Genomic DNA, 14,574 nt, shown 5'->3' on the forward strand with positions numbered 1-14,574 from the left:
TCGATGTTTACGGCGACTCTGGTACTGACTGTTCTCGGATTTTCACTGGGCGGGGGCCTCGCGATAGCGGCGAAGCTGTTCAGCGTGGCCGAGGAAAACCCGCTGGTGGAACAGATTGAGGCCCTGCTGCCCGGCAGCCAGTGCGGCCAGTGCGGCTTCCCGGGTTGCAAACCGGCCGCCGAGGCGATGGCCGACGGCAGCGCCGAGATCACCTGCTGCCCGCCCGGCGGGCGCGCCCTCGCCGAGACCCTGGCGGACATGCTGGGGATTGATATCAACTCTCTCGGGGAAACCAGTGCGCCGCTGCTGGCCAGTATCGAGGAGAGCCTGTGCACCGGCTGTACCCGCTGCTTCAAGGCCTGCCCGACCGACGCTATCGTCGGCGCCAACAAGCAGATTCACGCGGTGATCCGCAGCGCCTGTACCGGCTGCGGCAAGTGCAAGGACGCCTGCCCCGAGGACTGCATCCACCTGGATGCGGAACAGCCGGACCTCAACAACTGGCACTGGCCAAAACCGCTGGTGGCCTGAGATGTTCGGCCTATCCCCTATTCGCGGCGGCGTCCACCCCTCCGGACACAAGGAGGCGACCTGCGGCCGCGCGATCCGGACCGCGCTGCCCCTGCCGGAGCGCCTGGTGCTGCCGCTGTTCCAGCAGGCTGGCGCCAGCGCCATGCCCATCGTGCAGGCCGGGGAAAAAGTGGCCAAGGGCCAGTGCATCGCGCTGTCCGGCGTCGGCCTGTCCACCCACCTGCACGCGCCGACCTCCGGCACCATCGCCGGAGTCGAGGACTGCCTGGCACCGCACCCCTCGGGACTGGCATCGCGGGCAATTATTCTCGAACCCGATGGCGAGGAGCGCTGGTGTGAAACCCGGGGCGAGAGCGACCCCTTCCAGCGCAGCCCCGACGAACTTTCCGACGAAGTCGAGCGAGCGGGGATTGTCGGCCTGGGGGGGGCGGTCTTCCCCTCCGCGATAAAACTGCGCCAGGGACGCCGCTACGAGATCAAAACGCTCATCATCAACGGCGGCGAGTGCGAACCCTATCTCACCACCGACGACCGCCTGATGCGCGAGCGCGCGGCGGAAATCGTCGAGGGCGCGCGCCTGATCCAGCACATCGTCGAATGCTACCAGGTGATCATCGGCATCGAGGACAACAAGCCCGAGGCCATCGCCGCCATGCGCGAGGCCGCGGCGCCCTTCGGCAAGGTCGAGGTACGCCCGGTGCCGGCCATGTACCCGATGGGCTCCGCCAAGCAGTTGATCCAGGCGCTGACCGGGCTGGAGGTACCCGCCGGCGGCCGCAGCAACGACCTCGGCATCCTGGTCCACAATGTCGCCACCGCCTACGCCATCCAGCAGGCCCTGCGCTACGGGCGGCCGCTGATTTCCCGCGTCGTCACTATCGCCGGAGGCTGCGTCGCCAGCCCCTACAATGTCGAGGCCCTGTTCGGCACGCCCATCCAGCATGTGCTGGACCACTGCGGCGGCCTTACCGGCAAGCCCGCCCGGCTGGTGATGGGCGGGCCGATGATGGGCCAGGAACTGCCCTCCACCAGTGTACCGATCATGAAAGGCACCTCGGGGGTCCTCGCGCTGACCAGCCGCGAGGTCAACACCCGCTTGCCCTCACCCTGCATCCGCTGCAGTCGCTGTGTCGATGCCTGCCCCATGGGCCTGGTCCCGCTGGAGATGGCGAAGTTTTCCCGCCAGAACAATTTCGACGCAGCCGGGGAGTACGGCCTGCGCGACTGCATCCTCTGCGGCACCTGCGCCTACGTCTGCCCCTCACACATCCCCCTGGTGAACTATTTCGAGTACGCCAAGGGCGAACTGCGGCAGCGCCGCCAGGATGCCAAAAAGCTCGCCTACACCCAGGAACTGACCGCCGCACGCAACGCGCGCATGGAACGCGAGGCGGAGGAAAAGCGCGCGGCCAAAGCGGCGAAGAAAAAACGTGCGCCGCGGCCGGCCAGCAGCGAGGCCGGTGAGCCGTGAACAGCATTATCAACCCAACCGTAGCGCGGGCAGCGCCGCATACCCACGACAGGGCGAGCATCGAGCGGATCATGCTGCACGTCTGCCTCGCCCTGGTGCCGGCGACCCTGTTTGGTTTCCACCTCTTCGGCTGGCCCGCGGCCATTCTCTGGCTGGTCACCTGCGGCGCAGCGGTGCTCTGCGAAATGCTCTGCCTCGCCCTGCAGGGCCGGTCGCTCGCACGCGCGGCGGATGGCTCCGCCCTGCTCACCGGCTGGCTGCTGGCCATGACCCTGCCGCCCTGGGCCCCCTGGTGGATCGGCGCGGGGGGGGCCGCCTTCGCCATTGCGGTGGGCAAGCACCTCTACGGTGGCCTCGGCCAGAACATCTTCAACCCGGCGATGCTCGCCCGGGTCGCCCTGCTGGTCTCCTTCCCCGTGCAGATGACCACCTGGGTGCAACCGGGCCAGTTTGACCACCCGGACCTGGCCACCGCCCTCGGCATCATTTTCCAGGGCAGCGGCATTGCCGATGGCGTGACCGGACCGACCATCCTCGGCGAACTGAAAACTGCGCAGACCGCCGGTAGCGTCGCCACCCTGACCCTGGGCGGCTACTCCGCGCTGGAAGCCGCTATCGGCAACACCGGGGGCAGCCTGGCGGAGACCTCGGAATTCCTCGTGTTGATCGGCGGCCTGTGGCTGCTCGCCCTGCGCATCGTCAGCTGGCATATCCCGGTGGCCATGCTGGCAACGGTCGCCATCGTTGCCGCAGCGTTCAACCAGGCCGACCCGGCGCACTACGCCAGCCCGCTGGTACACCTGACCAGCGGCGGCATTATGCTCGGCGCATTCTTTATCGCCACCGACTACGTGACCTCGCCCTCGTCCAACATGGGCAAACTGCTGTTCGGCATGGGCTGCGGCCTGGTCATGTTCGCGATTCGCAGCTGGGGCGGATTTCCGGAGGGGCTCGGCTTTGCCGTGCTGTTCATGAACTCGCTCACCCCGCTGCTGGATCGCTACTGCAAACCCCGGGCCTACGGGCGCACCGTGCGCGGTCGCCCGGTCAGCCCACCCGGCGGCGCCGGCAAGGCGCGCTGAGATGGCGACCCCATCCGTACCCAGTTACCGCAACCGCATGGCCTACCACGCGGGGCTGCTGGGCGGCATCTGCTGCCTGGTCAGCGTGCTGCTGATTCTCGGCAATATGGAAACCAGCGCCCGCATCGCCGATCACCTGGAGCAGGAAAAACGCGCCACCCTGGCCGAGGTGCTGCCGAGTTCGCTGTACGACAACGAACCCCTCAGCGAGGTGCAGACTGCGCCGCTCCACGCGCCCTTCACCGCGCCGCTGACCATCTACACCGCCAGCCTGAAAGGGCAATTCGCCGGCGCGGCCCTGCAGAGCTCGATCTACGGCTGGGGCGGGGATATCCAGTTTATCGCCGCGATCGACGGCAGCGGGACCCTTACCGGGGTCCGGGTGCTCAGCCACCGGGAAACCCCGGGGCTGGCGGACAAGATCGAAGTGCAGAAGGACGACTGGATTGAGGGCTTTACCGGCAAATCGCTGGCCAACACACCGGGGCAGGACTGGGCTGTACGCAAGGACGGCGGCGAGTTCGACCAGTTTACCGGCGCCACCATCACCCCCCGCGCGGTGGTCAGGGGTGTGCACGCCTCCCTGCAGGAACTGGACGCGTGGCGGCAACAGCAGCTGAAGCAGGCGGCCAGGGCGCAAACCACGGAGGAGGGCAAGAAATGAGTTCGCAGTACCGGCAGATCTTCAACGACGGCATGTGGAACAACAACGTGGCCATGGGCCAGATGCTGGCGCTGTGCCCGCTGCTGGCGGTCACCACCTCGGCCACCAACGGCCTGGGCATGGGCCTGGCCTCGGTCGCCGTGCTGGTGCTGACCAACGTGATCATCGCCAGCCTGCGCGGCATTATCACCCCGCAGGTGAGAATACCGGTGCTGATCGTACTCATTGCCACGGTGGTGACCCTCGTCGATATGGTCATCAACGCCTGGATGCACCCGCTGTACAAGGTACTCGGCCTGTTCATTGCGCTGATCGTCACCAACTGCGCCATCTTCGGTCGCGCGGAGAGCTTTGCCCTGCGCAACGGCGTGCGCCTGGCCGCGGCGGACGCCCTGTCCATGGGCCTGGGTTTTACCTGGGTACTGGTGGCGGTCGGTGGCATGCGCGAGATTCTCGGCAGCGGCACCCTGTTCGCCAACGCCTCGCTGCTGCTGGGCGACGGCTTTGCCTGGCTGGAAGTCACCATCATTCCCAACTTTTCCGGCATCCTGCTCTCGGTGCTGCCGCCGGGGGCGTTCATGGCGCTGGGCCTGCTGATCGCCACCAAGCGGCTGGTCGACCGCCGCCTGCAGGCGCGCAAGCCGCGCAGCGACCTGGTCATGCCGACGGTATAGGAGGATTTGCGATGAAAGTCAGCGTGGTCTATGCCGGCAGCCACAACCAGGCCTGGGTGGACGTGGACGTCGACAGCGAAGCGACCGTGGAAGAGGCCATCCAGCGCTGCGGCCTGCTGGAGAAAATGCCGGAGATCGACACCCGGACCATGAAGATCGGGATTTTCGGCAAGTTCACCACCCTCAAGCAAGCGCTGAAGGAGGGCGACCGGGTGGAAATCTACCGGCGCATCACCCGGGTGCTGGATGAAGATGACGACGACGATGATGATTGAGGCCCACCGGCGGCTGGGCAACACTCACCGGCAGACGTGAGTCAGCTTTCCATTGCCGGCGTTTCACCCCGATGCAGTGCATCGAGTACCAGGCGCACCACCCAGCTCACCGCCGCCGAGGCTTCCGGCTCCTGCACGCCGAAGGTAGAGCGCAGCTGCCACCAGGATTCCGCGGATATGAGGTGCCCGAGCACCGCCTTGACCGCCTCCCCTTCTTTCCCGGGCAGCGCTGCCATGGCGACATCCAGTGCAGCGGCGTTGCCGCTCAGCCGCTTCTCGCGCATGCGCGAGCGCACTCCCCTGCCGAGTTCCGAAAGCAACAGGGCCTGCATCAGGCCGGCGTTGTTGTCGAACATGCGGTAGCTGGCCTGCAGGGCTGAGACGAATTCCTCCGGGGTCCGGGGAATCGCCACGGTACCCGTGGTCTCCCACACCAGTTCGGCCAGCGCGGCGAGCATGCTTTCCCGGTCCGGGAAATGCCGGAACACCGTGCGCCGGGATACACCGGCATCCGCCGCCGCCTGCTCAAGGGAAAAGTCCGGGGTATTGTTGCTTGCCAGCTGCGCCGCCAGCGCCTCCAGAATCCGCCGCCGGGTCTGTTCCGCGCGGCGTTCCCGCTTGCGGTTGTCGTAGGCTCGGGTCGGCTTGTCGGGCTGCTGGGGCGTCTTTTTCGTCATCGATCTGGTCCACCTGTGCTACCCCGAAAAGGGTATCAGGGATTGCGCATTTGATGTCTAATATTAGCGGCACTCTATGGGACATTAAATAGGAGATTCCCATGCACAGGTGGTATCCGGTATCCGGCGGCTGGAAGCAGGCTCGCCGGGCCTTGTATTGCGGAGTACTTGCCGTCACCACGGGGCTGGCAGCGGGTTGTGGAGGCGGCAGTGGCGGAGATGGCGATGGCGGCATCGTTGACGGCTGCGGCAGCTGGCCCGAACTGACCGTAGTGGGAAGCGGTACCGGCCACAGCGCCGTCAGCGCCCTGGTGGTGCTCGATGACTGCAACGTGGTGATTGCCGGCTACGAGGGTTCCACACGCGCCGGACAGGTGGAGGGCGACAGCCACGGCTTTGTCCGGCGCCTGACCCTGTCCAGTTCGGGTGTGCAGGTCCGCTGGGAGCGCCTCGTGGACACCTCGGGGAGCGACGCCATCCTCACCCTGGAGCGCGACGGCGAGCAACTGCTGTTCACCGGCTTCGTTTCGGGGACTCTCGAGGGACAAACCAGCCAGGGCAAAAAAGATGTCGTGATCGGCAGCCTCGACCTCGAAGGCCGGACCAACAGCCTGTCCCAGCTCGGTAACGCACGCCCGAACGTTCCGCTGCGCCGGCTGGTGCTGCCCAGCGGCGAGCAACTGCTGGTCGGCAACGACGAGGTCTATGTGCCGACCAATTTCGTGGAGCGCTGGGAGGACCCCTGGATCGCCGGCATTACGGAGCAGGCCAGCGGATTCGTCATGGACTGGATCGCCAACGCGAACACCGACACGGGCGACATATATGGCGCCGCGCTGGCCTACGACTACACCGCCCTGCTGGGCCTGAACGTCGGTGGCGGCGGCAATGCCGGCATCCACCTGCAGGCGCGCACCGCGACCGGTGCCCTGTACTGGTCCCAGCCGATCAGCCCCATGCCCTACGATGCCATCAGCGACATGGCCCTGGACGCAAACGGCAACCTGCTGGTGCTGGGCACCACCTACCTGACCCTCGGGGAGTCCGCGCTGGGCGGCGGCGACTACTTCCTGCTGCAGGCCGACCCGGCAACCGGCCAGTTGCAGCGCATCGACCAGTTCGGCACCGGGCGCCTGGACTGGGCGCGCAGGCTACTGGTGGACGGCAACCGGCGGATCGTCCTGGGCGATGAATCCGACGGCGCCTGGCCCTGGTCCCTGGCGATCCGGGTACTGGCCGCCGACGGCAGCGAAACCGCGCGTATGGAGCGGACCTTCGGCCAGAGCTCCCAGGTGCAGGGGGCGGCGCTGGCCCCGGGCGGCATCTTCGTCACCGGCAACCACCAGCCACAAACCGGGCCCGAGCGCGGCTATGTGGCTTTCCTCCAGCTCTGAGCGTCTTCGGGAACTTGTCCGGACAATTGTGGTCCTACCATCGGTGCGGAAAATGAATCTGTTTTCCGTGGCGGGTTGCGATATACTCGCGCGTTCTTTCGGGGGCGATTTGGATTCGACGACGGTTACAAACCCTGAGGTGCATGCCGTGATGACAGCCAATCACGTAAATCCAAAGCTGTAACTTAATAGTTGCCAACGACGACAACTACGGTGCCCAACTGGCTGCGTAAGCAGTCATAAAAGCACCATCTAGTAGCTTCGGCTCTAGCGGTCTTCAACAAGGTGCCAGCCCCGCGTTGTACGACTGTCATACAGAACTGGATCGCAGCAGAGCTCGCCCTGGGCCGCGTTGCTAAACAATTACAGGGATCGCCAATCACGTCCTGCCCGTTGGGCTGTGTGCGGTTAAAGCAATAAACGGAATCTAAGCATGTAGAGCCGATGGCAGAGGACTGGCGGACGCGGGTTCAACTCCCGCCGCCTCCACCAAATCCAACAGGAAAGGGTCGCGTAAGCGGCCCTTTTTTGTTGGATCAGCGGCAGGCAGCTGACAGCCTATTTCTTCCTCACTACCGTCAACCAGTCCAGCACCACCCCGGCCCCGGGTGTAAACCGCGAAACCCGGTATATGACTTTCAGCAGGCTCGGCCGCTGTCGCACCCGCAGCTCCCGCGAGCGAGGAATGAACCAGGCGATAATCCCCAGCCGCAACAGCGCAGAGAGCGCGAACAATCCCACAATGGGGTATTCCGGTTGCCAGCCGGCGGGCAACAGTGCCGCCAGTTGCGGCAGGGCGGAGGAAAGGTACCCCCCCGCCAACGCTCCCAGGAACACCCCCAGCGCGCTGAGAGCTGACTGAACTGCGGCGTAACCCGCGAAGTCGGTGCCCGGTGGGCGCAGGTCGTAGAGGTAATTGGCGGTGCTCAGGGTGAAGCCGCCCCAGGCGATGCCCGACATGACCTGCACGAACAGGATGTAGTGGAAGTCGGGCGAGACCAGCCACAGGGCCGGCACGATGGGGATCAGGATGCTGCTCAACAGCATCGCGAAGCGGTTACCCAGGTGGTCGCAGGCGTAACCCCAGGCCGACAGCGTGAAAAACTGGGTGAGAATGGCGGCGCCGGTGCTGGCGGTGAACTGCCAGTAAGTGAACTCCAACTCGCGCAACATATAGACCGCGAAAAATGGTCCGGAGAGTGCCACGGCGCCCTGCACCGCGGCGAAGAACAGGCTGTACTCGCGAAAGGCGCGATCGTGAAAGGCGGCGCCAACCCGGCGCAGGGTACCACCCAGGGAGGTTCGCGCCGCGGCGGCATAGGGTTCCGGATCGTGCATCCGGTGCAGGAACCAGGTGGAGAGGCCACGACCAGCCGCCGCGGGCAGGAACAGCAGCCCGAAACCCAGCCAGGCCAGCTCGGCACGCTGGAACAGACCGAGTGCGCCGCCACCGGCGAAGAACACAGCGGAGGAGGTCAACATGGTCAGGCGGGTACGACCGGCGAAAAATGCGCCGCGGCGCCGCGCCGGCACCAGGCCGCCCAACCAGCTGCGCCACTGGGGCTGCATGAAATTCAGGCAGGCGTGGTAGACCACGGCCAGTGCGATCAGCCAGCTCACCGCCTGCGGCGGATGCAGCAGCGCAACCAGCGCCATGCCCAGCACCGCCAGCGCCTGTATGGCAGCGCCGGCGACGATGGCGTACTGGCGAGAGAACCAGGGACACAGCCAGACCGACAACAGCTGGAAGATCGCCCCGGCCAGTTGCGGAGCGGCGCTCAGCCAGCCCATCTGGGCGAGGCTGGCGCGCAGGTGGATGGCCAGCGCCGACAGGTAGTTGTCGCTGATCCCGGTCATGACCGCACTGGCGACTGCCTCCCGGCGCGATAGCGCCAGGGTCTCGCGCAGCCAGGAGTTGCGCCGTGTAACGACTTGTTCCGCCAATGTCCTCTACCCGGGTAAACCGGCAATGCCCCAGCCAGGTGTGGGTAGCTGCCGGAAAAGGGACAATCATCGGACACAAGGCAGACGGCGGTCTATGGACAGCCCCGGGGAATGACAATAATGCCAAAACTCGCCCGCTCAGTGGATCACAGCCCTGCCCATATCTCTGGTTACCCAACTCATTCAGGGTAGGGGTGAATTGAATCATCCGCACGAAAGCGCGAAAGGAATATCGGACCACCAGGCGCTTTTTGGTCCGATGACCACCAGGACGTGGGATGCTCGAGGCGCTTGATAAAGCCCAATTGACGCAAAGCATTCGCCATATGAGTACATGTGGTTCGGCAAGACACGCTGCATGCACCTTTGCTTTTCAAGACTAGAGCTGTTTCTCCGAGCATCCATCGGAGAAGTTCGACTGACGCGCTGGATGTCTGCAAGTGCAGTATGTTTGACTTTAGTATCCCTCTGCTTTGGTATAGCCGGCTGATTGAAAAACCCACGACTTTATCGTCGACTGTGTATTCCTGCAGCTGGAATTCACCCATCTCTGGTGGTGCGGAATATAGCCAATCGAGCTCCGGGGTTTCAATCGCCCTTATCAGTGCGTACTCCTGCGCAGGAGGCACTACGGCCACCCTGGAAACTCCAGGCTTGAAATGAATGGTGCTTGCACACCCTCGTGGTGGATCGACGACTCTTGGCCGACTCAGCGGCAAACGGATTTTGTGTGCATATCTTATACACTGCGCCTTGCCGGGAAATTCTTTATGCTTCAAAACTCTTTCGAGGATCATGCCTGTTGTTAGCGGCATGGTGTAGTCACTTGCCGGGGCCAGGGAGGACCACCCAAGACGGGGAAGAATTGCCTGAGTTGCTGGAGAACCACCGATAGATATGATTGGTTCATTTCTCTTCATCATCATACGTATGGGTTGCAGCCCGATACCGCGATATTCTGGCAGACTAAACCAGTCACAAAGCTCACGAACCCGAAGCATCTCACCGTCTACCACATACTGGCGACACCACGAGTCAATCATCGCAACACAGTTTTCACCATCCATCGCAAGTATGGATTCGCCTTCCTTTCTCTGCAGAAAGCGCCAACGAAAAATTCCTTCTGTTAAATCCGGATCCCAATTACGTTGCCATGAAGGCAGTAGAAGCCGGGCTACAGCCGGCAGATTTTCTTCTGACAATGAGCAGAAACGTATGGTCACTTCACCTTATCCCGCCAAACAAGACGCATCGTGGCTTCAACCGCCGCTCTCCTCTGTATTCAGCATTTCCTTACGCAGTATTTTCCCCAGGGGGCTTCTGGGAATTTCGTCTCTGAATTCGATTTTCCTGGGCACTTTAAAGTCGGCCAACCTTTCCTTGCACCATCGCCTGATTTCCTCGGCAGTAAGATCCGATGCGCCCACGATCACGGCTTTGATAATTTCGTTGCCATAAGCCCCTTGCACTCCCAGCACGACGCTCTCGACAACTTTTGGATGAGCCGATATAACGTCCTCAATTTCGCAAGGGTTGATCTTGTTGGCACCAGCGTTGATAAACAACTTTTTTCGCCCTGTAATAAACAGGTTCCCGTTTTCGTCCATCCGCCCCAAATCGCCAGACCAGAACCCCTCCTTGGTAAAGCAATCTCTACTGGAATCGGAATCCTGACTATAGCCAGAAACCATGGTCGCGCTAGAAATTACGATCTCGCCGGTTTCACCATTCTCGACTTCCTTTCGGGTTTTCTCATCCATGATTCTTATTACTACATTGTCGACAGGCCTGCCAACCGAGGCGACAGGACTTATTGCGGCGTCTGATGCGTCAATTGCAACCGGCCCCGTTTCAGTGGAACCATAGTGCTGGCGGATGGGCGTATTAAACTTTTCCAGAAAATTGTCGAAGATTGTCTTCTCCAGTGGGGCGCCAGCAGAATACGCGAGTCTGAGACCGGGCAGACCCATCGAATCGACTGAAATCGACTCAGCAAGCATTGCAAACATGAACGGTACGCCAGGAAAAATCGTGACGCCCTTTTTTGTCAATGCCAGCGTAACCTGCTGGCGATTGAACGATTCGAGTAGAACCAATGTCGCGCCACTATACATGGCAACAAGAAGGCAATTTCCAAAACCATAGGAATGGGAGAGCGGTACCACGCCGAGTACTTTGTCGGAGAGAGTCAAACGCAGGGTTCCTGAGTAGTTGGCAGCCTCGGCAGCCAGTTCTTCCTGCGAGCGTATAACCGATTTTGACTGGCCTGCTGTCCCGGATGTAAATTGGAACAGAAAGTCGCCTGATATCGGTCGCCTTGCAGTAGCAGATTTCAATGAAGGATCGGGTGCCGTAGGTACCTGGGTCACAAATTGGCAGCCGGGATCAATTTCTTTGAACAGCTCCGCATGCTTTTGCGCGAGATGCGGCGTGGTTATAACTAACCTGGCTTCGCTGGATAGCGCGTATTGCGATAGTTCGCTGGACTTGAAGGCAGGGTTGGCTGGCACACAGACTCCTCCCAACTTTGCGATTGCAAACACTGCTACCACAAATTCCGGACCGTTGGGTAAGAGGAGCATAACGGGTGTTCCCATCATTAGGCCTTTTACACCCAGTTGCGACGAAAATGCATCGATAGCGCCGAGCAAGTCGCGAAAGCTCAAGCTGCTATCCATGGTTTCCAGAGCCAGGCCTTCGGGATTATGTGTCGCCGAGTCACGTATCATTTCATAGAGCATTTATTCTATCTCGCGTCCCCCGAACTATTACTGACTGGACAACACCAGCAGGAACCGCCCCCTCCAAGAGCGGAATTCCCGGGTTTGATCAGCCTGCCTCTGTGTTCAGGACGAATCTGGCAATCTGGTTCACTGAATTGAATTTTTCCAACAGTTCCGGGTCTGATTCGTCGACTACTACCCCAAAACGTTTCTCCAATGCGATGAGAAGCTCCAGCAGCACCAGGGAATCCATGTGCAACTCCTCATCATAGCTGGATGGGCGGATCGAGTTTTCAGACGCATCCAGAATGATCTGTGCCACAGTTTTACGAACTTCGACAATATCCATTATCTTCCAATATTCGAAAGGATTACCCACCGATTGCGCACTTTGTGCAGTTAAATTTCACTCAAAGTACACAAATTCCAACACAGTAATTGGACTGGAGGGCTCTTGCTGCCTGCGTACGGCGAACTTGGTATTGTGCGAACCATCCCCGGGATTAATAGAAATTTCTTCTCCGTACGTTCTCACCAGCCCGGATCTGTCCTGCTGCCCCATTTTATGCAACATTTCCAATACCGATCTATCGAATAACTGCAATGCAAGGTGGCATATCGGCAGGTCTGGAGGAGTTGAACGCGAGGGTACATAACATATGGCGCTTAGTCTTTTCTGCATGCCCTCAAAGTTTTGTGCTCCCGTGCCATCTCGATTTCCAACATAGAACAGCTCAAGAGCGAGACGTTTGTTTTTCTGGTTTGAACGGACAAAAGTTTTTGCGATAGTAACCGCCTCAACGCTGGGGTCCTCACGCTGTATTGCCTTGACAACTTGCACTGACGGAAAAATCAGGTCGTCCGGCAGCCTCGTAGCAGGCGTAGTTGGCTGATATTTTTGGAAATCAAAATATTCACAAACGCTATGCCACGCTTGAAGCAGGGGATCGAGCGGGCAAATCACTTCGCGCCCAACATGCCCCAGGCAATAGTCAATGTCTACTACCTGACTTAACAAATGGGATGGGAGGATATTCGATAGCAGTTCTACGTGATCGCAGTCGACCAGCAGTGTCATGGCGTGGGCCAATCGCCCAAGATCAGAGCGTATAGCCGAATTCAGGGCTTGAGGTTGAACCCCTCGCCCGAGCAGCGAGTCAGTTACTTCAGGAAGCGAAGATAGTTCAGGCAGCAAGCGATTAAACGCAGCCAGATAAGTCTGTGCAGGGCGAGTGTCCAGCCAGCATTCATCGATGCTGAGAAAATCTGATCCTGCATGTACTGTTGAATTCATACGGCACTGGCCTACCCTGGCTATCCTTGTAAAGCAGGCGACTGATTGACATCGCCCTGTAGGTCAAATTGATAGACAATTCGCTTTCAACTAATACTTTGGATTTGGCTTCGACTGGAGGTTTTGTCGTTTAAACCCCTATATTGGCGCCGATACAAAACATGCGCAGGGGTCAGGTCGCTCATACCCTCGGGCGTCCATGCTGTGCTTGCCGAGGTTGCCATAGTTACTTCCTGGTAACTACACAAAGGCTAGCACAATAGCGCGGTTCAGAAACGTCCGGCGGCGTATTTTTTCAACGTTTCAGCTCGCGAAGTCGAGCCAATTACCCGGAAGCCCGCTATAGTTCCAGCCCGGTGCAGAAGGACCAGACAAACCATGAAACAGCGGAAGCCCGGGCATACCAGTTCGGCGCCCGGACATACCTTTGAGGGCAGCGTGCGCGACATCGCCAGTGACGGGCGCGCTGTGGTGCCCCACCCCGATGGCCCGGTGGTCTTCGTGCCCGGCCTGTGGCTGGAGGAACGTGCCCTCATCCGGGTTACCGGAGCCCGCGGCAGGGCCTGGCAGGGAGAGATCGTCGAACTGCTCGACGCAAGTCCCGCGCGACGCCCCCCACCCTGTCGGCATCACGGTTTCGCCACCCCTTCTGATCCCGCACCGGCTTGCGGCGCCTGCCCCTGGATGTTCGTCAACTATCCGGCGCAACTCGCCTGCAAGCAGAGCCGCGTGGAGCAGGCCTTCGAGCGCCTCGGGACTGCGGGGTGCGTTGCCCCGATCTGGGCCACACCGGAAACCCTCGGGTATCGCAACCGGGCGCAGTTGAAAAGCGATGGCAAGGCACTGGGTTTCGTCGCCGCAGGCAGTCGCAGGATCGCCCCGGTAGAGGACTGCCCGGTACTCAGCGCACACAATCGCCAGCTGTTGCAGCAATTGCGCGCGCAACTACCGAACCCCGCCTGGCGCCCGCGCCGGGGCGGCGAATGGACCACCCTGGATATCGACGAAGAGGTGCAACTGGAGTCGGTGAGCGTCAATGCCCGGCGCCCCTTCCGCCAGGCCAACGATGCGCAAAATCAACGCATGCGCGACTGGCTGGCTGCATTGGCCAGCGACTTTGCCGGTCAGGAGGTACTCGAACTGTACTGTGGGACCGGCAACTTCACGCAGGTCCTGTCGGCGGCGGGTGCCCGCGTGCTGGCCCTGGAGGGCGATGATGCGGCGGTGGATATGCTGCAACAGCGGAACTTGCCGGGGGTCAGCGCCAGGCGCGTCAACCTGTTCGCCGAAAACGCCTTCGAGCAACTGTCGCCCTCCGTCGGTAGCTTCGAAGCGCTGGTCCTGGATCCACCCCGCGATGGCCTGAAAGTCACCCGCGGCCTTTTGCCGAAAAAATCCCGGCTGCATACGGTAGCCTACATTTCCTGTGACCTCGCGACGCTGGTGCGGGATGTGGCGTACTTCCAGCAGCACGGATTCGATGTAGTTTCAGTGCAACCGCTGGACCAGTTTCCCCATACACCGCATATCGAGTGCCTGGTGCATCTCAGCCGGTGACGGTGCCAGTGCTGCCTTCGCAGTTCGGCAATACCCGATGGACTCTGCTCCCTTGGTTTCGCCGTCCACCGCGAGGCCTGCCTGTCGGCGCGGGTGCCTGCGTGACGGCTTGCCGGCCTGGACGAGTTGGGCGCCTGAGACCTCAACGGCCCGGTATCGGCGCACTGGTTTAGTGCGCATCCGCAGTGCGCCCGCGCACCCGATCGGTGCGATAAGGGAGATACATCAAACACCCTAGCCCCTTGATTTTTCACGAAAAAAGCCTAATCTTACCAAGTCTGGACAAGC

The 14,574-nt window shown here is 61.2% G+C and carries 14 protein-coding genes and 1 other RNA gene; 9 read left to right on the plus strand and 6 right to left on the minus strand.

From position 1 onward, the window contains the following. The first annotated feature begins 3 nt into the window (after positions 1-3). The 6 genes from ACNKU3_RS11795 to ACNKU3_RS11820 are packed head-to-tail and all read left to right on the plus strand — an operon-like array spanning position 4 to position 4,697. Entirely contained in the window at positions 4-531 is a 528-nt protein-coding gene (locus ACNKU3_RS11795) for an RnfABCDGE type electron transport complex subunit B (RefSeq protein WP_418259669.1), read from the plus strand. Between the two features lies 1 nt (position 532). Then, positions 533-2,002, plus strand: coding sequence for an electron transport complex subunit RsxC (gene rsxC / locus ACNKU3_RS11800; protein ID WP_418259670.1), 1,470 nt, complete (start codon positions 533-535; stop codon positions 2,000-2,002). Next, entirely contained in the window at positions 1,999-3,084 is a 1,086-nt protein-coding gene (locus tag ACNKU3_RS11805) for an RnfABCDGE type electron transport complex subunit D (RefSeq protein ID WP_418259671.1), read from the plus strand. The genes rsxC and ACNKU3_RS11805 overlap by 4 nt, the downstream gene beginning before the upstream one ends. Position 3,085: 1 nt before the next feature. Continuing rightward, positions 3,086-3,748, plus strand: a complete 663-nt coding sequence (locus ACNKU3_RS11810; RefSeq protein ID WP_418259672.1) for an RnfABCDGE type electron transport complex subunit G — start codon at positions 3,086-3,088, stop codon at positions 3,746-3,748. Beyond that, the gene (locus tag ACNKU3_RS11815) at positions 3,745-4,422 is read left to right on the plus strand and encodes an electron transport complex subunit E (RefSeq protein WP_418259673.1); all 678 of its coding nucleotides are present in this window, start codon (positions 3,745-3,747) and stop codon (positions 4,420-4,422) included. The genes ACNKU3_RS11810 and ACNKU3_RS11815 overlap by 4 nt, the downstream gene beginning before the upstream one ends. An 11-nt stretch (positions 4,423-4,433) precedes the next feature. Continuing rightward, positions 4,434-4,697 (plus strand): RnfH family protein, encoded by a 264-nt coding sequence (locus ACNKU3_RS11820; RefSeq protein WP_418259674.1) that lies wholly within the window; start codon positions 4,434-4,436, stop codon positions 4,695-4,697. 41 nt (positions 4,698-4,738) lie between these two features. On the opposite strand, the gene ACNKU3_RS11825 is transcribed toward ACNKU3_RS11820, so the two are convergent. Next, complete coding sequence (locus tag ACNKU3_RS11825; RefSeq protein ID WP_418259675.1) at positions 4,739-5,374, minus strand: TetR/AcrR family transcriptional regulator; 636 nt, start codon at positions 5,372-5,374, stop codon at positions 4,739-4,741. A 101-nt stretch (positions 5,375-5,475) separates the two neighbouring features. On the opposite strand from ACNKU3_RS11825, the gene ACNKU3_RS11830 reads away from it, so the two are divergent. Together ACNKU3_RS11830 and ssrA are read left to right on the plus strand one after the other, a co-directional pair. Beyond that, on the plus strand, positions 5,476-6,768 hold the full coding sequence (locus tag ACNKU3_RS11830; protein ID WP_418259676.1) for a hypothetical protein: 1,293 nt from the start codon (positions 5,476-5,478) through the stop codon (positions 6,766-6,768). Positions 6,769-6,868: 100 nt separating this feature from the next. After that, positions 6,869-7,260: a transfer-messenger RNA gene (gene ssrA / locus ACNKU3_RS11835) on the plus strand. Positions 7,261-7,326: 66 nt separating this feature from the next. On the opposite strand, the gene ACNKU3_RS11840 is transcribed toward ssrA, so the two are convergent. The 5 genes from ACNKU3_RS11840 to ACNKU3_RS11860 form a co-directional block, all read right to left on the minus strand. Then, the gene (locus ACNKU3_RS11840; protein ID WP_418259677.1) at positions 7,327-8,712 is read right to left on the minus strand and encodes an MFS transporter; all 1,386 of its coding nucleotides are present in this window, start codon (positions 8,710-8,712) and stop codon (positions 7,327-7,329) included. A 179-nt stretch (positions 8,713-8,891) separates the two neighbouring features. Next, positions 8,892-9,935, minus strand: a complete 1,044-nt coding sequence (locus ACNKU3_RS11845; protein ID WP_418259678.1) for a hypothetical protein — start codon at positions 9,933-9,935, stop codon at positions 8,892-8,894. Between the two features lie 36 nt (positions 9,936-9,971). Next, a complete protein-coding gene (locus ACNKU3_RS11850; protein WP_418259679.1) occupies positions 9,972-11,453 on the minus strand; it encodes a class I adenylate-forming enzyme family protein in 1,482 nt (493 codons plus the stop codon). Between the two features lie 88 nt (positions 11,454-11,541). Beyond that, positions 11,542-11,784, minus strand: a complete 243-nt coding sequence (locus ACNKU3_RS11855; protein WP_418259680.1) for a phosphopantetheine-binding protein — start codon at positions 11,782-11,784, stop codon at positions 11,542-11,544. A 57-nt stretch (positions 11,785-11,841) separates the two neighbouring features. Then, entirely contained in the window at positions 11,842-12,729 is an 888-nt protein-coding gene (locus ACNKU3_RS11860) for a hypothetical protein (RefSeq protein ID WP_418259681.1), read from the minus strand. A gap of 378 nt (positions 12,730-13,107) precedes the next feature. Here ACNKU3_RS11860 and ACNKU3_RS11865 point away from each other — a divergent pair, with 378 nt between their 5' ends. Next, entirely contained in the window at positions 13,108-14,286 is a 1,179-nt protein-coding gene (locus ACNKU3_RS11865) for a class I SAM-dependent RNA methyltransferase (protein WP_418259682.1), read from the plus strand. Positions 14,287-14,574: the final 288 nt, after the last annotated feature.

It is taken from the genome of Haliea sp. E17, assembly GCF_048323675.1.
Lineage (GTDB): Bacteria > Pseudomonadota > Gammaproteobacteria > Pseudomonadales > Halieaceae > Mangrovimicrobium.